This is a genomic window from Streptomyces sp. NPDC048483 (genome assembly GCF_040651455.1).
Lineage (GTDB): Bacteria > Actinomycetota > Actinomycetes > Streptomycetales > Streptomycetaceae > Streptomyces.
In genome coordinates this window covers 50349-68046 of record NZ_JBEZJZ010000027.1, presented here as the reverse complement: position 1 = coordinate 68046, position 17698 = coordinate 50349, and the positions used below count along the sequence as shown (strand labels likewise).

The following is a 17698-nucleotide window of genomic DNA, read 5'->3' as shown; positions in this document are numbered from 1 at the left end:
GCCGGGTTCGGTGGCGTACGCCCGCATACGAGGGTGAGGAGGGTGGAGCCATGCACTGCCCCTTCTGCAGGCACCCCGACAGCCGGGTCGTCGACAGTCGCACCACGGACGACGGAACCTCGATCCGCCGGCGCCGCCAGTGCCCGGACTGCGCCCGCCGCTTCACGACCATCGAGACGGCGTCCCTGATGGTGATCAAGCGGAGCGGGGTCACCGAACCCTTCAGCCGCAACAAGGTCATCGCGGGCGTGCGCAAGGCATGCCAGGGCCGCCCGGTCACCGAGGACGCCCTCGCCAAGCTCGGCCAGCGGGTCGAGGAGGCGGTGCGCGCCACCGGCAGCGCCGAGCTGTCCACCCATGACGTCGGGCTCGCCATACTGGGCCCGCTCCAGGAGCTGGACCTCGTCGCGTACCTGCGCTTCGCGTCCGTCTACCGGGCCTTCGACTCACTCGAGGACTTCGAGGCGGCCATCGCCGAGCTGCGGGAGCAGCGCGAGCAGGGCCCGCCCGGGCAGGACCGCGGGACCGACGGGGAGGCCGGCGGCCCGGCCCTTGCCGTCCCCGTGGGGCCTGCCCCCACCGCCGACTGAGTTCGGCGCACATCCAGGACCTGGCCGGGGCCAGAGCAGGCGGCCCCGGAATCAGAAAGACATACACCGTGCCACGGAATGCGTGCGCACATATGGGCGTTTGCCCGTATACAGGGAGGCGGAATGACAGAGACGACGAGCGGCCCGGCACGAGGCTCCCGCGCCAAGGGCAGCAAGGCGAGCAAGGGTCTGCGCATCGAGCGCATCCACACCACCCCCGGCGTGCATCCGTACGACGAGGTGGAGTGGGCGCGCCGTGACGTCGTCATGACCAACTGGCGCGACGGCTCGGTCAACTTCGAGCAGCGTGGCGTCGAGTTCCCCGACTTCTGGTCGGTGAACGCGGTCAACATCGTCACCAGTAAGTACTTCCGCGGCGCGGTGGGCTCCCCGACGCGTGAGGCGAGCCTCAAGCAGCTCATCGACCGAGTGGTCAAGACCTACCGCAAGGCCGGCGAGGACCACAGCTACTTCGCCTCCCCGGCGGACGCCGAGATCTTCGAGCACGAGCTGGCCTACGCACTGCTCCACCAGGTCTTCAGCTTCAACTCCCCGGTCTGGTTCAACGTCGGCACCCAGCAGCCGCAGCAGGTCAGCGCCTGCTTCATCCTCTCCGTGGACGACTCCATGGAGTCGATCCTGGACTGGTACAAGGAAGAGGGGATGATCTTCAAGGGCGGCTCCGGCGCCGGCCTGAACCTCTCCCGTATCCGCTCCTCCAAGGAGCTGCTCTCCTCCGGTGGCAACGCCTCCGGACCCGTCTCCTTCATGCGCGGCGCCGATGCGTCGGCCGGAACGATCAAGTCGGGCGGCGCCACCCGCCGCGCGGCCAAGATGGTCGTCCTGGACGTCGACCACCCGGACGTCGAGGCCTTCATCGAGACCAAGGTCAAGGAGGAGGAGAAGGTCCGCGCGCTGCGCGACGCCGGCTTCGACATGGACCTGGGCGGCGACGACATCACGTCCGTCCAGTACCAGAACGCCAACAACTCGGTCCGCGTGAACGACGAGTTCATGAAGGCCGTCGAGTTCGGCTCGAAGTTCGGGCTGCGCGGCCGGATGACCGGTGAGGTCATCGAGGAGGTCGACGCCAAGGGCCTGTTCCGCAAGATGGCGGAGGCCGCCTGGGCGTGCGCCGACCCCGGCATCCAGTACGACGACACCATCAACCACTGGCACACCTCGCCGGAGTCGGGCCGGATCACCGCGTCCAACCCCTGCAGCGAGTACATGCACCTGGACAACTCCTCGTGCAACCTCGCCTCGCTCAACCTCCTGAAGTTCCTGCGCGACGACGACCTGGGCAACCAGTCCTTCGACGCCGAGCGCTTCGCCAAGGTCGTCGAGCTGGTCATCACCGCGATGGACATCTCCATCTGCTTCGCCGACTTCCCCACCCAGAAGATCGGCGAGACCACCCGCGCCTTCCGCCAGCTGGGCATCGGCTACGCCAACCTCGGCGCCCTCCTGATGGCCACCGGCCACGCCTACGACTCCGACGGCGGCCGCGCCCTCGCCGGTGCCATCACCTCCCTGATGACCGGCACCTCGTACAAGCGCTCCGCCGAACTGGCCGCGGTCGTCGGCCCGTACGACGGCTACGCCCGTAACGCCGACGCCCACAAGCGCGTCATGAAGCAGCACTCCGACGCCAACGGCACCGCGGTGCGCATGGACGACCTGGACACCCCCGTCTGGGCCGCGGCCACCGAGGCATGGCAGGACGTCCTCCGCCTCGGCGAGAAGAACGGATTCCGCAACGCCCAGGCCTCCGTGCTGGCTCCCACCGGCACCATCGGCCTGATGATGGACTGCGACACCACAGGCGTCGAGCCCGACCTGGCCCTGGTCAAGTTCAAGAAGCTCGTCGGCGGCGGCTCCATGCAGATCGTGAACAACACGGTCCCCAAGGCGCTCAAGCGGCTCGGCTACCAGCCCGAGCAGGTCGAGGCGATCGTCGCCCACATCGCCGACCACGGCAATGTCGTCGACGCCCCCGGCCTCAAGCCGGCGCACTACGAGGTCTTCGACTGCGCCATGGGCGCCCGCTCGATCTCCGCCATGGGCCATGTGCGGATGATGGCCGCGGCGCAGCCCTTCCTCTCGGGCGCGATCTCCAAGACGGTCAACGTCCCGGAGACCGCCACCGTCGAGGAGATCGAGGAGGTCTACTTCGAGGGCTGGAAGCTCGGCCTGAAGGCGCTCGCGATCTACCGCGACAACTGCAAGGTCGGCCAGCCCCTCTCCGCCAAGAAGAAGGAGGAGAAGAAGGTCGAGGCCGAGCCGGTCGCCGAGAAGAAGGTCGTCGAGTACCGCCCGGTGCGCAAGCGCCTCCCGAAGGGTCGTCCCGGCATCACCACCTCCTTCACCGTCGGCGGCGCCGAGGGCTACATGACCGCCAATTCCTACCCGGACGACGGTCTCGGTGAGGTCTTCCTGAAGATGTCCAAGCAGGGCTCGACCCTCGCGGGCATGATGGACGCCTTCTCCATCGCGGTCTCGGTCGGCCTCCAGTACGGCGTTCCGCTGGAGACCTACGTCTCGAAGTTCACCAACATGCGCTTCGAGCCGGCCGGTATGACGGACGACCCGGACGTGCGGATGGCGCAGTCGATCGTCGACTACATCTTCCGCCGCCTGGCGCTGGACTTCCTGCCCTTCGAGACCCGCTCGGCGCTGGGCATCCACTCCGTCGAGGAGCGCACGCGCCACCTGGAGACCGGCTCGTACGAGCCCTCCGACGACGAGGTCGACGTCGAGGGTCTGGCCCAGTCCGCGCCGCTCCAGATGGAGGCCCCCAAGGCCACCCCGGCGGCCAAGGTCGTCGAGGAGGCCGCCACCCCGGCCCCGAAGCAGGCGCACACCAACGCCGAACTGGTCGAGATGCAGCTGGGCATCAACGCCGACGCCCCGCTCTGCTTCTCCTGCGGGACGAAGATGCAGCGGGCCGGCAGCTGCTACCTGTGTGAGGGCTGCGGCTCGACCAGCGGCTGCAGCTGATCCCGGGGGCCTTCGGGCCGACCGGTAAGTGAAGAGCAGGTGAGGCGGTGCCCGGAGAATCTCCGGGCACCGCCTTTCCCGTGCCTCCCGGCGCTGCGGTTCGCCGTGCGAGGCCGCCGGCACCGGTGGTGGCAGCGGCCAGGTGTGGCGACGCGGCCCGACGAAGGCGGCGGGCGCGCAGCGCGGTGACGGCCGCGGGGCCGGTGCGCCGCTCGGGTACGCGCGGTCAGGCGCCCATCAGCCCGGCGAACGCGTTCGGGTCCGCGTCGAATCCGCGGAGTACGGCGCGGAACCGCCATTCGCCCGCCTGGTCCCGGGAGAACTCGGCGACGGTGGCGGCGGTGGCTTCCGCGACGTCGGCGAAGTCGTTCTCCGTCAGGGTGGTGTAGCCCTCGCGGACCAGTACGGCGGTGTTCGGCACTTCGCCGAACACCTTGCGGCCCTCGCCCTGTTGGATGGCGACCCCCACCACGACCCGTGTGTAGATCTCGGACAGCCGGTTGAGTTCCAGTGTCATGACCTCGTCGGCGCCGAATCCCGCACCGGTCCGGCTGTCCCGGTTGAGGATGATGGTGCCGTCGGGCGACCGGCTGTCGAAGTGCACCAGATAGGCCGGTTCGCCGTGCGGCCCGTCCCCGGTGTAGGTCGCCGCGATGATGTCGAGGTCATTGTCCGGAGCGCCGATGGGGCTGGGGTCCCACTTGAGCGTTACCTCGACCTTCTCTGTCCCTTTGTTGAGATTGCTCACCGGGCTTCCCCTTCGTTGCATGCGTCGTACCCGCGGCTCGCCCACCTGGTCGTGCGGACAACTCCCCAGGACTTCCCCTTGGCTGACCATCGTGCCACGTCGCATATTCCCCCGGCGGTCTGAAGTGCGGTCGGCGGTATGCGGGTTGGGGAAATCGCGTGGCTTGATTGTGCCGTGCGGCCCGTTGGGCGGCGGTCCGGCCCCAGAGGTGGTGGAGGTGTCCCTCGAGGACGTCCAGGGCGGCGGCGGGGTGAGGTGACCGATCAGGACGTGCGCGGTGAGCCCGTCGGCGAGGGCGAGGAGGGTAGGGCCGCACGCTCCGGATCGGCGGCTGCGGCGGCCTCGGCGATGAGCCGGGTGAACAGTGCTTGCCGGTCTGCGAAGTTGGTGCGCAAGGTTTCGGCCAGTGAGGAAGTGACCGCGGCCTGGGCCAGGAACGCCGGCCGGACCCGCGCCTCGGCGCGCCGCTCCTCCTGGAGCAGCGAGACCTCGGCCGCGGCGTGCCCCAGCGCCGTACGGGCCGACTGGGCCGGTGGCGCGGCGATACGGGCTGCCACATCGCGGAGGGTGACGCCTTCCGGCCCACCCCCGTCGGCGAGCCGGCAGACGGCCTCGGCGATCCGAAGGCGTCGGCTCTTCGGGGGATCGGTGCGTATTCCCGCGTCCTTCTGCGGAGTTGCCGGGCTGCACAACCGACGCTCTGCGGCTCGCGCACGAGGTCCTGGCCGGGCGCGATCCGTGCGACCCGAGGGCCGAATCCGCGCCCCTGTACGGCGAGCCGCTGCCGTGCCCGCTCCAGGTGGTGACGGTCCCCGGTGGGCACGGCGTACACCCCACCGTGCGCAAGGCCGCGGGCGCGCTGCGGGACGCCGGGTGCGACGTGTGCTGGGGGCGCACACGCCATCGACCCGCGCGCGTAGGGGAGTTCGTGGTGGTCGGCGCGTGACGCGCAGTGATGCATGCGGCGCGGGGGGCCGTACGATGGCGCGGTGCTTGTCAAGTGGATTCGCCTCACCGTTGTGGACCGTCGAGGGTTCGAGCGGGGGCAGCGGAAATGGGCGGGGCTGCTGGGTGAGCCGGGGTTTCGGGGGCAGGGCGGGGGGTGGAGCCGCAGTCGGCCCGGCGTTGCGCACCTGGTGGCCTTCTGGGAGAGCCGGGCTTTCTACGACTCCTTCATGGCCCGCTCGCACGACCGGCTGGCGGCTGCCCAGGTGGGCACCTTCAAGAATCAGCAAGTGCGGCTGTTCGAGCACGAATTCGATGTGAAGGTGGGTTTCCGGCCGGCGTTCGGCGACGCGGATGTGCTCCGGCTGGCGCACTGCCAGGTGCGCCAGGACCGGGTCGATCACTTCATGCTGATGCAGGAGAAGGTCTGGAACCCGGCGATGGCGGGGTCGCCGGGCATGCTGCGGGGGATGCTGGGGAGGGCTCCTGGGGAGGAGTTCTTGGTGGTGTCGCTGTGGCAGTCGGCGGCAGAGCGGGGGAAGTACCGGCCCGAACGGGTCGAGCGGCTGGCGCTGCGCGCCCAGATAGCCGCCGATGTCCAGGCGATCGCGGGCGACGTGGTGCAGCTCGAGCCGTCGTGGACGGTGTGAGGCGCGGTCAGGGAGCGGCGCCGGGGGCGGGTGTGCCGGCTGTGCCTCCGGTGGTGAACGCCCCGGCCCGGGCGGCCGCCAGTGCCGCCGCGGCAGCCTGGTCGGCGAGCGCCTCGTCGACGGGCTCGCGAGTGATGAACAGCCGGAAGAAGAGCGGCGCGGAGGCGGCCCGTACCAGCGCACCGGCGTCGATGTCAGTCCTTGCGGCCGCCCCTGGTGATGCCGCATCGTCCGGGGCCGGCAACTCCCCGCGCCCGATGGCGCGTTCCACGACCGCCTCACAGCGCCGGAACCGCTCGGCGTAATAGGCGCGCAGGGCCTCCGCGGCCCGCTCCGACTGGAACCCGGCCGCGATCAGCGCCGAGCCGGACGCGGCCACCGCCGGGTCGGTGAAGGAGGCGACGACCTCGCGGGCGAGGGCGCGCAGATCGCCCTCCAGGGATCCGGTGTCCGGCGGTGCCCAGCTGTCCTCGCCCGCCAGATCCAGGGCGTCTGCCAGCAGGCCCTCGAGATCTCCCCAGCGGCGGTAGAGCGTCGTTTTGTGCACGCCGGAGTGCTCGGCGACGTATTCGATGGTCAGGCCCGGATAGCCGTACTCGGTGAGGCCGGCCAGTACGGCGTCGCGCACTGCGGCCCTGGTGCGGGCGGTACGGCCGCCGGGGCGCTGCGTACCGGGGCGCCGGGCGTCCTTCGTCCCGGCGTCGTCGTCGCCGTCGTCAATCAATTGCAACTCCAGTTGCGTTAGGGCGGAGGGGTGTGTCATCATCATCGTAATGCAACAACCGTTGCGTTTGCTTGTCGGTGTGTGCCCGCTCGCGGTCCCGTCGGCTCGCCCGCTGGTGCCGACTGCCCACCGTCGACCGTCCGGAGGATTGATTGCCCACCCAGATCTCGTTACGCGATGTCACCAAGTCCTACGCCGACCGACCACTGCTCGACGCGGTCTCCCTGTCGATACGGCCCGGTGAACGCATCGGGATCGTGGGGGAGAACGGCGCCGGAAAGTCCACCCTGCTGCGCATCATCGCGGGCGCCGAGCGGCCCGACGACGGTCACGTCGTGATCGGTGCGGACGGCGGCATCGGCTACCTCGGCCAGACCCGGGAGCTCCCGCCGCACCACACCGTGCAGGACGCGATCGACGCCGCCCTCGCAGACCTCAGAGACATGGAAAGCCGGCTGCGGACGCTGGAGCAGGCGCTGGGCGGCGCCGCGCCCGGGCAGCTCGACGAGTACGGCGATCTGCTCACCCTCTTCGCACTGCGCGGCGGCTACGAAGCCGATGCCCGCGTCGAGAAGGCCCTCCACGGCCTGGGCCTGGAGCAGGTGGACCACGACCGCACACTCGGCAGCCTCTCCGGCGGCGAGCAGGCCCGGCTCGGTCTCGCCTGCCTGATCGCCGCCTCGCCCGAGGTGATGCTCCTCGACGAGCCGACCAACCACCTCGACGCGGCGGCCCTCGAGTGGCTGGAGGATGCCCTGATCGCCCACCGGGGCACGGTCCTGGCCGTCTCCCACGACCGGCTCTTCCTCCAGCGCATCGCCACCGCGATCGTCGAGGTGGACGCCGACCGCCACACCCTCACCCGGTACGGCGAGGGCTACGGCACCTTTCTCGCCGCCAGGGCCGCCGCCCGCCGCCGCTGGGAACAGGACCACGCCCGCTGGTGTGAGCAGATAGCGCAGCTCAGCGACTTCGCGGCGGGGACGGCGCACAACGTCGCCCAGGGCCGCGCCATCAAGGACGGCAACAAGATGGCCTACGACCGGGACCGGGGCCGCGTCCAGGCGTCGGTGTCCAGCAGGGTGCGCAACGCCCAGGAACGGCTGCGCCGACTGCGCGAGGCGCCGGTCCCCCGACCGCCGGATCCGCTCCGGTTCCGCGCGGCACCGGGCGCAGGCGGGATGGAGGGCACTCTCGTCGCCCTCGACGGGGTACGGGTCGGATCCCGGCTGGCGGTGGACTCGTTGTCCGTATCCGCAGGTGAACGACTGCTGGTCCACGGCGCCAACGGCGCGGGCAAGACCACCCTCCTCCGGGTCCTGGCAGGCGTCACCGAACCGGACAGCGGCACGGTCGAACGCCGAGGACGGATCGGCTACCTGGCCCAGGAAATACCGGTCGCCCGCCCCGCCGAACCGCTGCTGGCCGCCTTCGGCCGCGGCCTGACCGGGGACGCCGAAGAGCTGTCCGCCCTCCTGCTGTCCTTCGGGCTCTTCCGTGAGCGCGATCTGCGGGTGCCCGTCGGCGCACTTTCGGCCGGCCAGCGGCGCCGGCTGGCCCTGGCCCGGCTGCTCGCCCGCCCGGCGGACCTGCTGCTGCTCGACGAACCGACCAACCACCTTGCCCTCGGCCTGATCGAGGAACTGGAGGAGGCCCTGACGCACTGGTCCGGCGCCCTGGTCGTCGTCACCCACGACCGCCTGCTGCGCAGACGCTTCGCCGGCCGCACGTACGAGATACGCGACGGCGGCCCGGTCCTCGCAGAGCATTGCCGGACCCGGTGACCGCGCAGGTCAGTGCGGGATCGAGCGCGGCGGGCGCTGCCGGGGGAGACCCTCGCGGAACTCCTCGATCCGGCTGCTGATCTGCCGCATCAGATGTGTGTCCTCGATCCGGTCCAGATAGAGCGAGCGGCGCACCAGCCCCGCCAGCTCGAAGGTGAAGTAGACCGACATCAGGGGGTTGATGAACAGCTCACTGCCGCGGGTCCGCTCCGTGAAGTGCACATCGCCGAATTCCCCGCGGACGGCGGCGGCGATGGAGCCATTGACGATGCTGGGCCGCATCGGCGTCGCAGCCTGGGCATGGGCCACCGCGTCCAGGAACAGCTCGCCCTCCCGGCTGGTGCGCGGAACCGAGAAGCAGCCGAGGGCGGCGCCGTCCGCCTCCAGCGCGGCCATGTTCTCCAGCACATGCGCATGCCGTACACCGTGGTGGGCGTCCACCCCGAAGCCGATCGACGCAACCAGCCTGACCGGCACCTCGAGTCCGGACACGGCAGCCAGGGAGGCCATGTCCTCCTCGGGTGTGCCCAGCCCCGACTCGTCACCGCGCAGCAGGATGTCCGTGCCACCGTCCACCAGCACCACGGCGTCCACCCCGTCCAGGTGCTCGATCAGGGCGCGGTACGCCGCCCGCAGCGGCTGCACCCCGGTCGGCGGGAAGGCGTACACCGTCGAGGGCAGCCCCTGCCCGTCCAGCCAGCGGGCCAGCGCCAGCTCCGGAGCGTACGGATCGCGGACGACGGTCCCGGGCGTGATCGCGGCGACGTCCATGTCCACCCAGGTATCCAGATCCACCCCGTGCAGATGACTGAACGAGAGGTTGGCGAGATGGACGTCCTTGCCCTGTTCCCACAGGGACAGCGCGAGCGGCAGCCCGGCGTAGATGTCGAAGCCGCCGCCGGCCCCGGCGATGAGCACCCGCCGGGCAGGCTGCAGACGGGCGAAGAAGGGAGGCGTGTGGAGTGCGTGCACGGCCGAGACCGTAGCAGCGTGCGGCATGTACAGAGCAGCCGTTTTACGCTGGCGGCATGGCCCGGCCCCGACGCATCGTCCTCATCCGCCACGGAGAGTCGGAGGGGAACGTCGACGACACCGTGTACGAACGGGAACCCGACCATGCGCTGCACCTCACCAAGGCCGGCCGGCGGCAGGCCGAGGAGGCGGGCGGACCACTGCGCGAGATGTTCGGCAACGAACGGATCTCCGCCTACGTCTCGCCCTACCGCCGCACCCACCAGACCTTCCAGGAGCTGGGCCTGGACCCGGCCAGGGTCCGTGTCCGCGAGGAGCCGCGGCTGCGCGAGCAGGACTGGGGCAACTGGCAGGACCGGGACGACGTACGCCGGCAGAAGGCCTACCGCGACGCCTACGGCCACTTCTTCTACCGCTTCGCCCAGGGCGAGTCCGGCGCGGACGTCTACGACCGGGTCGGCGCGTTCCTGGAGAGCCTGTGGCGCAGCTTCGAGGACCCGCACCACCCGCCCAACGTCCTGATCGTCACGCACGGTCTGACCATGCGGCTGTTCTGCATGCGCTGGTTCCACTGGACGGTCGCGGAGTTCGAGTCGCTGTCCAATCCGGGCAACGCGGAGTGGCGCACCCTCCTCCTCGGACCGGACGGCCGCTACTCGCTCGATCGGCCGTTTCAGCGCTGGTGCGAACCCGAGCCGTACGGCGCCACCGGTTAGAGTGCACACCGATGACCGCCGACCTCCGTGACGCAGACCGCTGGGAGCGGGCGCTGGCCAGCCTGCGCGGACTGGCCGTGGGCGATGCCCTCGGATCCCAGTTCTTCGTCCCCGCCCATTACCCCGCGCTCAAGCGCCGGGAGCTGCCCCCGACCCCCTGGCAGTGGACCGACGACACGGAGATGGCCTGCTCGGTCCTGGCCGTGCTGACCACCCACTTCCGCATCGACCAGGACGCGCTCGCCCGCTCCTTCGCCGACCGTCACGACTTCGACCGCGGCTACGGCCCGGCCGTCAACCGCCTCCTGCGGCTGATCCGCGAAGGCGGCGACTGGCGCGAACTGTCCGCCGCGCTCTTCAACGGCCACGGCTCGTGGGGGAACGGCGCCGCCATGCGCATCGCCCCCCTCGGCGCCTGGTATGCCGACGACCCCGAGCAGGCCACCCACCAGGCGGAGATCTCCGCATATCCCACGCACCAGCACCGCGAGGCCGTGGTCGGCGCCATGGCGGTGGCCGCCGCGGCCGCCCTGGTGGCCGACCCCACGCGCGCCCTCGGCCCCGAGGAACTGCTCGACGGCGTGCTGGCACTGATCCCCCGCAGCGCCGTACAGGCCGGACTGCGCCGGGCCCGGGACATGCTCGACTACGCCGACTCCGGCACCGTCGCCGCCGTCCTGGGCTGCGGACGGCGTACCAGCGCCCATGACACCGTCCCCTTCACCCTCTGGGCGGCGGCCCGCCACCTCGGCGACTACGAGAAGGCGTTCTGGGCCACCGCGCAGGCGGGCGGCGATGTGGACACCACCTGCGCCATCGTCGGCGGCATCGTCGCAGCGAGTCCCGCCGGCGCCCCGCCCCGGTCCTGGCTGGACGGCACCGAGCCGCTCCCCGCCTGGGCGCCCGGGTCTGTCGGCTGATTGCCTCCCGTACCGCCCCAAAACGCTGCGCCGGGCGACAAGTTCACCCCCGTACACGCCCCGGTGCGCGGAGGGCCGCCGGGTACCGCCGACCCCGTTCCGTGTCCAGCCGGCACCGGATCCGTATCCGATGCGTATCCGATGCGGACGGCTGGGCCGAATAGGCGTAACCTGGCTGGCGCCATGCCGTACGAGCCCCCCACCCATACCGTCGAGCGATCACTGCGCGCCAAGACGGGCGCCAAGATCGTTGCAGGTGTCGACGAGGTCGGGCGCGGAGCCTGGGCCGGCCCGGTCAGCGTCTGCGCAGCCGTCACCGGTCTGCGCCGGCCGCCCACCGGACTCACCGATTCCAAGCTGCTGACACCCAAGCGCCGCACCGAACTGTGCGGCGTGCTCGGCGACTGGGTCACCGCGTACGCCCTGGGGCACTCCTCACCCGAGGAGATCGATGAGCTGGGTATGACCGCGGCGCTGCGGCTCGCGGCCGTACGCGCCCTGGAGGCGCTGCCCGTCCGTCCCGACGCGGTCATCCTCGACGGCAAGCACGACTACCTGGGCACGCCGTGGCGGGTCCGCACGGTCATCAAGGGGGACCAGTCCTGTATCGCGGTCGCCGCCGCGTCCGTGATCGCAAAGGTGCGACGCGACGCGATGATGGCCGAACTGGGGCTGGAATACGCCGATTTCGACTTTGCGGCCAACGCCGGCTACCCCTCCCCGACCCATCGCATTGCCCTGGAGGAGTACGGTCCTACGCCGCACCACCGAGTGTCGTGGTCCTACATGGACGCCCTGCCCCGGTGGCGGCACCTGAAGAAGGTGCGTGTCACCCCCGAAGCAGCCGCTCTGGAAGCCGCAGGCCAACTCGGCTTCGACTTCTGAGCGGTAGGGGCATCAATTCGGTACCCGATGACATGTCCCGCACTTACGTTTGATAGACATCCCTTTATGCCTCTCATCCCCGAGGAGCCTCAGATTCACGAGAGTGTCCCGGGTCCCCGCGCAACTCCGGCCGCCGGCCGCACCGCGCCGACCCCCCGTCCCGTCCCTGGTCCCGGTCCGCGCCCCGCGCCTCCGCGTGGTGCGCCCGCGTCCAGCGCCCGTCCGGGCAAGCCCGGACCCGCTGCCCCGCCGCGTGGGCCTGTCGCCGCTCCGCCGGCGCAGCGCACCGGCTCCCCGCAGCCCGCAGCCACCCACCCCGACGCCGCCGCAGGAGCGCAGCTCCAGCTGATCCCGGCACCCGTCGCCGGCGCCATCGACGCCGCCGACGAAGCCGTCGATCTGCTGCTGGACACCGGCCGTGCACCGTCCGAGATCCTGGTGCTCACCACGGGCGAGAACCACCCGTGGGCCGCCCATGAGCTGTCCTTCGGCGAGGCGTCCTACTGGGCCCAACACGACTCCGCGGAGGATGTGTTCTACGCGGACGCCGCCGCCGAGCGCGCCACCGGGCGACCCGTTGTGGTCGTCGCCGTCAACGGTGGCACGGACGAGGTCACCGCCCGGGCGCTGCCCTCGGCGATGGCCCGTGCCGGAGCCCTGCTGGTCGTCTGCGGTGACCCGCAGCGGATCAACAGCATTCTCGGCGCGAACGCCTAGCAGCCTTACGCGCGAAGCAGCCCGTCGGCCATCCGGTCGGTCGGGCTTGCTGGCGTTCCCGGAGGCGGGGCGTTCCCGGAGCCCGTCGGCCGGGGACGGATCAGCGGGCCGCGGTGTGCCGCTGGGCCTCCCTGCCGCCGCCACCGGAGCGCCGGGGCGCCGGGCCGCCGCTCCGCGCGGGCGCCTCGGCCGACAGCAAGGGCCCTGGTGCGGGCGTACGCGGTGTGGGCAGATGCGGCAGTGCTGCAGGCGCGGCGTCGGCACGCGGTGCTTCCCTACGGGATGGCTCCGTACGAGGTGGCTCCGTACGCGGCGCATCCGGACGCGGTACTTCTGCACGCCGTGCTTCTGCACGCGGTGTTTGTGGCGAGGGGTTCGCGCGGGGCGGTGCCGTGCGGCGGGACACCGGTTCGGACGGCGGCTCGGTGCTCCGCGAGGGTCCGGGCCGCCGCCCGCCGCGGTCTTCCCCGAGCACCTGCCAGCGGTCCCGGGTCAGCGTGATGTACGCCCCGCACCGCAGCCCGTGCAGGGTGCAGGCGTCGCGCAGCCCCCACATCCACGCCCCGTCCGCCTCCGTCCAACGGGGCTCGCCCTCGCGGCAGTAGAGGAGCACGGCCGTACGGACCGGGGCGCGCAGCCGAAGGTCGTGCGGGATGACCCGGCGCAGATGCGCCAGCAGCACATTGCGGAACTCCCAGCCGTCGGGCAGGGCGGCGGGCTCCGTGAACGACGCGCTGGCGGCAACCCTCTCCAGCGGATCGAGGACCGCCACGACGGCCGTCGACAGCCCCGGGCGATGACGGTCGTGCAGACCGGCGACGACCTCCCGTGGATTGCGCAGCAGCGGAATTCCGGCCGATGCCCATTCGGAGGGCTCCAGCATCCGGCCCAGCCGGGCGGCGGAATCGGCGGACGCGGGCCGGGACGCATTCGTGGGCGGGGCGAAACCGAAGGCCACGGGGTCCTCCCTTCGTCTACGCGTCCACGCAGCGGGCGCGGCCGGGGGCGAGCGCACCACGGCATGGCCCTGCCTGACCCTGAAAGGCCGGTACGGGAAGCGGTTCCAATTCTTCCTGTCGTACACGCATGCGGCAACGAGCAATTCCTGGCGCGACCCGGAATCGCCCGGTGCGCCGTCAATATTCCTGCCCGCTGCACCGGCCTCCGATGCCCGGCGGCCGTTTCCGCCTCTCCCGATACGGCTATCCCTGTACGGCGAGGACCAGCGGAAACACCCCCTCGGCCCCCGCACCGCGCAGCAGCCGGGCGGCCACCGCCAGCGTCCATCCGGTGTCGGCGTAGTCGTCCACCAGCAGCACCGGGCCGCCCGCCGACGCCACTGCCTGTGCCAGCTCCGGCGGCACGCTCAGCGAACCGTGCAGGGCCCGCAGCCGCTGGGCGCTGTTGCTGCGCGCAATCCTGCCGTCCGCTCCGTCGTCCACCGATGTCACCGTCCCCAGGAACGGCATCCTGCCCACCGAGGCGATCCGTTCGGCAAGCGAGCGGATCAGCTGCGGGCGGGTACGTGAGGAGAGGCATACGACGCCCACCGGGCGGGCCGGCGCATCCGCCGCCCCGGAGGCCCAACCCCCGGGCCCCTTGGCCCAGTCGGCCAGGACCGTGACCACGGCGGCCGCCACATCGTCGGGCACCGGGCCGTCCGGCGCCTGCGGTGCGAGCATCGGGCGCAGCCGGTTGCCCCACCCGATGTCGGACAGCCTGCCCAGCGCCCGGCCCGTGGCGGCCAGCTCGTCCGCCGGAATACGCCCCTTGAGGCCGACACCGACGGCCGCAAGTCCCGTCGGCCACATCCGCCGCGGCGCCACCTCCACACCCGGACGCCCCAGTTCCCCCCGCGCCGCATCGAGCGACGCGGCGGACACCTCGGTGGTGAACCTGGCCCCGGCGCAGTTGTCACAGCGGCCGCACGCCACCGCCTCCTCGTCGTCCAACTGCCGCCGCAGGAACTCCATCCGGCAGTCGGTCGTGGTGGCGTAGTCCCGCATCGCCTGCTGCTCCGCCGCGCGCTGCCGGGCAACCCACGCATACCGCTCCGCGTCGTACGACCAGGGCCGGCCGGTGGCCGTCCAGCCGCCCTTGACGCGGTGCACGGCACCGTCCACATCGAGCACCTTGAGCATGATCTCCAGGCGGGAGCGGCGCAGTTCGACCTGCGGCTCCAGCGCCGGCAGCGACACCGGCCGGCCGGCCGCCGCCAGGACATCCAGCGTCCGGCGCACCTGCTCCTCGGGCGGGAACGCCAGCGACGCGAAGTACTTCCAGATCGCCTCGTCCTCGCGGCCCGGCAGCAGCAGCACCTCGGCATGCTTCACGCCACGGCCGGCCCGCCCCACCTGCTGGTAGTACGCGATGGGCGACGACGGCGAGCCCAGATGCACCACGAAGCCCAGGTCGGGCTTGTCGAAGCCCATTCCCAGCGCGGACGTCGCCACCAGGGCCTTGACCCGGTTGGCGAGCAGATCGTCCTCGGCCTGCTGCCGGTCGGCGTTCTCCGTCTTGCCGGTGTACGCGGCGACCGTGTGCCCCCGGTGCCGCAGGAACGCCGTGACCTCCTCGGCCGCGGCGACGGTCAGTGTGTAGATGATCCCCGAGCCCGGCAGCTCGTTCAGATGGTCGGCCAGCCAGGCCAGCCGATGCGCGGCGTCCGGCAGCGGCAGCACGCCCAGGCTCAGACTCTCCCGGTCCAGCGCTCCGCGCAGCACCAGCGCCTGACCGGTGCCCTCGCCCGTCCCCAACTGCTCGGCGACATCGGCCGTCACCCGGGCGTTGGCGGTGGCGGTCGTGGCGAGCACCGGCACACCGGGCGGCAGATCGGCGAGCATCGTGCGCAGCCTGCGGTAGTCCGGCCGGAAGTCATGGCCCCAGTCGGAGATGCAGTGCGCCTCGTCGACGACCAGCAGACCGGTGGCCGCGGCCAGCTTCGGCAGCACCTGATCGCGGAAATCGGGGTTGTTGAGCCGCTCGGGGCTCACCAGCAGGACGTCGACCTCGCCCGCTGCCACCTCGTTCTGCACGCCCTCCCACTCCTCGGTGTTGGAGGAGTTGATCGTGCGTGCGCGGATCCCGGCGCGCGCGGCCGCTTCGACCTGGTTGCGCATCAGTGCCAGCAGCGGCGAGACGATCACCGTCGGCCCGCTGCCGCGTGCCCGCAGCAGCGCGGTCGCGACGAAGTAGACCGCGGACTTGCCCCAGCCCGTGCGCTGCACGACCAGGGCCCGGCGGCGGTCGGCGACCAGCGCCTCGATCGCCCGCCACTGATCCTCGCGCAGCCGGGCCTCACCGCCGGGATCCCCGACGAGTCGGGTCAGGACGGCATCGGCCGCGGCACGCAGGTCTTCGTTGCTCATGACTCCATGCAACCCGATGCCACTGACAACGCGCGAACTCCCGGCCCGAACCTGTGGAAAATCGCGTCACCCGTGAGTTGTCCACAGGGGTCGCGGAGCGGCGGCCGGCCGCGGGATCTTCGAGCCATGAATCCGCACAGCGAACCGACCGAGCCCAACTCCTCCGACAACTCCTCACGCGCCGACAACCCGTCCCACGCCGCACGCCCCGCCGATCCCGCTACGCCCGCCGACCAGGCCCCTCCCTCCGGCTCCTCCGGCTCCTCCGCCTCCTCCGGCTCTTCCGGTGCCGCCGGGGGCCCGCCCGCCGAGCAGCAGGTCACCTTGCGCAGCGCCGCCGAACTCGCCGACGCGCTGCCGTACCTCATGGGCTTCCATCCGGACGACAGCGTCGTTCTCGTCGCGCTGCACGGCGAACGTGGACGCTTCGGCGGCCGGGTCCGGCTCGGGATCCCGGCCGACGCCGCCCAGTGGCCGGACGTTGCCGACCAGCTCGCCGACTGCCTGATCTCCGCCGCGCCGGACGGCAGCGACCGGCCCACCGCCATCCTCGTCTACCTCTGCCAGGAGCCCGGGCCGGGCGAGAGCGGCAAGGATGTCAAGGACCGGCTCCGCCCCCTCGCCCAGCGGCTGCGCACCGCCTGCGGCGCGCTGGACGTGCCCGTACTCGAGGCCCTGTGCATCGCCAACGGCCGCTACTGGTCCTACTGCTGCCCGGACTTCCGCTGCTGCCCCGCCGACGGCACGCCCCTGGCCATGCCCGGCACGACCGTGATGGCCGCGGCCGCCGCGTACGCGGGCCTGCAGGTGCGCGGCTCGCTCAAGGAGATGGAGGCCCGGCTGACGCCCCGCACCGGGCCCCGGGGCGCCGAGCAGGTGAAGGCCCTCGACACCGCGGCCGCCGAGCTCCTCCCGCGCATGCTCCGGCCCGACGGCGCGGCGGGCGTCCGCCGGGACACCCTCGATCTGGCCGAGGCGATGCTCGGCCGCTTCCGTCTGGACACACCCACGGGCAGCAACCGGGCCAGGGACGCCTGCGACGACGCACTGATCACTGATGCCGAGGCCGCAGCCCTCATCCTCGGCCTCCAGGACCGCCTCACCCGTGACCGGGCCGCGGAGTGGATGGAGGGCTCCGTCGCGGCGCCGGCCCTCCGGCTCTGGCGTGCCCTTGCCCGCCGCTGCGCCGGCGGCTATCTCGAACACGCCGTGGCACCCCTGTCCCTGGCCGGATGGGTCTGCTGGGCGACCGAGGACGGGCCCACGGCACGGGTCACGCTCGGCCGCGCCCTGAGCATCGACCCCGACTACGTCTTCGCCGACCTGCTGCACCGCGCCCTCAACGAAGGCCTTGATCCGGAGCCGTTGCGCCGCTGTCTGCGCGAGCAGCGCAAGGAGCAAACGGCCGTTTCCGGCAGCGGGCGGACTGCGCCCGCCCAGGAGACGCCGCGGCCCGGCAAACGCCCGCAGCCGGTCCGCCCCGGAACCGCCGACCGCCCCCTTGGGCCACGTGGCGGAACCCGCCCCGACGCCCGTACGACCGACGGACGCCGCAGGCGCCGGGCCGGCCGGGACGGTGACCGGAGCCGGCGGTGACCGTGCCGATGCCGGGCGGCCGGCGTGACCTGGGCGCCGGCCGGACCGTTCACGAAGATGGCGCAGGCCGTACGGAGCCCCGA

13 protein-coding genes and 3 pseudogenes are annotated in these 17698 nt (G+C 71.7%); 10 read left to right on the top strand and 6 right to left on the bottom strand.

Annotation, left to right across the window (positions count from 1 at the left end; all coding sequences use genetic code 11):
* The first annotated feature begins 50 nt into the window (after nucleotides 1–50).
* Entirely contained in the window at nucleotides 51–590 is a 540-nt protein-coding gene (nrdR, locus tag AB0D04_RS16950; protein WP_362703514.1) for a transcriptional regulator NrdR, read from the top strand.
* Between the two features lie 123 nt (nucleotides 591–713).
* The gene (locus tag AB0D04_RS16945) at nucleotides 714–3590 is read left to right on the top strand and encodes a vitamin B12-dependent ribonucleotide reductase (RefSeq protein WP_362703512.1); all 2877 of its coding nucleotides are present in this window, start codon (nucleotides 714–716) and stop codon (nucleotides 3588–3590) included.
* A 226-nt stretch (nucleotides 3591–3816) separates the two neighbouring features.
* Here AB0D04_RS16945 and AB0D04_RS16940 read toward each other — a convergent pair whose 3' ends face one another.
* Together AB0D04_RS16940 and AB0D04_RS16935 are read right to left on the bottom strand one after the other, a co-directional pair.
* Entirely contained in the window at nucleotides 3817–4338 is a 522-nt protein-coding gene (locus AB0D04_RS16940) for a TerD family protein (RefSeq protein WP_362703510.1), read from the bottom strand.
* Between the two features lie 202 nt (nucleotides 4339–4540).
* Nucleotides 4541–4994 (bottom strand): annotated as a pseudogene (locus AB0D04_RS16935) (TetR family transcriptional regulator C-terminal domain-containing protein); the annotation flags it as partial.
* Here AB0D04_RS16935 and AB0D04_RS16930 point away from each other — a divergent pair.
* Both AB0D04_RS16930 and AB0D04_RS16925 read left to right on the top strand, forming a co-directional pair.
* A pseudogene (locus AB0D04_RS16930) lies at nucleotides 4978–5224 on the top strand (indole acetimide hydrolase); the annotation flags it as partial. The pseudogenes AB0D04_RS16935 and AB0D04_RS16930 overlap by 17 nt on opposite strands.
* Before the next feature lie 103 nt (nucleotides 5225–5327).
* On the top strand, nucleotides 5328–5933 hold the full coding sequence (locus tag AB0D04_RS16925; RefSeq protein ID WP_362703508.1) for a YdbC family protein: 606 nt from the start codon (nucleotides 5328–5330) through the stop codon (nucleotides 5931–5933).
* 7 nt (nucleotides 5934–5940) lie between these two features.
* Here AB0D04_RS16925 and AB0D04_RS16920 read toward each other — a convergent pair whose 3' ends face one another.
* Nucleotides 5941–6657 carry a TetR-like C-terminal domain-containing protein gene (locus AB0D04_RS16920; protein ID WP_362703506.1) on the bottom strand — a complete coding sequence of 239 codons (717 nt, stop codon included), beginning with the start codon at nucleotides 6655–6657 and terminating at the stop codon, nucleotides 5941–5943.
* Between the two features lie 152 nt (nucleotides 6658–6809).
* Between AB0D04_RS16920 and abc-f the strand changes: the two genes are divergently transcribed.
* Nucleotides 6810–8441 carry a ribosomal protection-like ABC-F family protein gene (abc-f, locus tag AB0D04_RS16915; RefSeq protein ID WP_362703504.1) on the top strand — a complete coding sequence of 544 codons (1632 nt, stop codon included), beginning with the start codon at nucleotides 6810–6812 and terminating at the stop codon, nucleotides 8439–8441.
* Between the two features lie 9 nt (nucleotides 8442–8450).
* On the opposite strand, the gene AB0D04_RS16910 is transcribed toward abc-f, so the two are convergent.
* A complete protein-coding gene (locus AB0D04_RS16910) occupies nucleotides 8451–9413 on the bottom strand; it encodes a DUF1152 domain-containing protein (protein ID WP_362703503.1) in 963 nt (320 codons plus the stop codon).
* Between the two features lie 56 nt (nucleotides 9414–9469).
* Here AB0D04_RS16910 and AB0D04_RS16905 point away from each other — a divergent pair, with 56 nt between their 5' ends.
* The 4 genes from AB0D04_RS16905 to AB0D04_RS16890 all read left to right on the top strand — a co-directional run bounded on the left by AB0D04_RS16905 (nucleotide 9470) and on the right by AB0D04_RS16890 (nucleotide 12651).
* Nucleotides 9470–10129, top strand: coding sequence for a histidine phosphatase family protein (locus AB0D04_RS16905; RefSeq protein ID WP_362703502.1), 660 nt, complete (start codon nucleotides 9470–9472; stop codon nucleotides 10127–10129).
* Between the two features lie 11 nt (nucleotides 10130–10140).
* Nucleotides 10141–11049 carry an ADP-ribosylglycohydrolase family protein gene (locus AB0D04_RS16900; protein WP_362703500.1) on the top strand — a complete coding sequence of 303 codons (909 nt, stop codon included), beginning with the start codon at nucleotides 10141–10143 and terminating at the stop codon, nucleotides 11047–11049.
* A 183-nt stretch (nucleotides 11050–11232) separates the two neighbouring features.
* On the top strand, nucleotides 11233–11934 hold the full coding sequence (locus AB0D04_RS16895) for a ribonuclease HII (protein WP_362703499.1): 702 nt from the start codon (nucleotides 11233–11235) through the stop codon (nucleotides 11932–11934).
* Nucleotides 11935–12000: 66 nt separating this feature from the next.
* Nucleotides 12001–12651 (top strand): hypothetical protein, encoded by a 651-nt coding sequence (locus AB0D04_RS16890; protein ID WP_362703497.1) that lies wholly within the window; start codon nucleotides 12001–12003, stop codon nucleotides 12649–12651.
* Nucleotides 12652–13093: 442 nt separating this feature from the next.
* Here AB0D04_RS16890 and AB0D04_RS16885 read toward each other — a convergent pair.
* Both AB0D04_RS16885 and AB0D04_RS16880 read right to left on the bottom strand, forming a co-directional pair.
* Nucleotides 13094–13609 (bottom strand): annotated as a pseudogene (locus AB0D04_RS16885) (hypothetical protein); the annotation flags it as partial.
* A gap of 244 nt (nucleotides 13610–13853) precedes the next feature.
* The gene (locus AB0D04_RS16880; protein ID WP_362703496.1) at nucleotides 13854–16019 is read right to left on the bottom strand and encodes a RecQ family ATP-dependent DNA helicase; all 2166 of its coding nucleotides are present in this window, start codon (nucleotides 16017–16019) and stop codon (nucleotides 13854–13856) included.
* Nucleotides 16020–16145: 126 nt separating this feature from the next.
* Here AB0D04_RS16880 and AB0D04_RS16875 point away from each other — a divergent pair, with 126 nt between their 5' ends.
* Nucleotides 16146–17615: a DUF4192 domain-containing protein gene (locus AB0D04_RS16875; protein WP_362703494.1), complete on the top strand. Its 1470-nt coding sequence runs from the start codon at nucleotides 16146–16148 to the stop codon at nucleotides 17613–17615.
* Nucleotides 17616–17698: the final 83 nt, after the last annotated feature.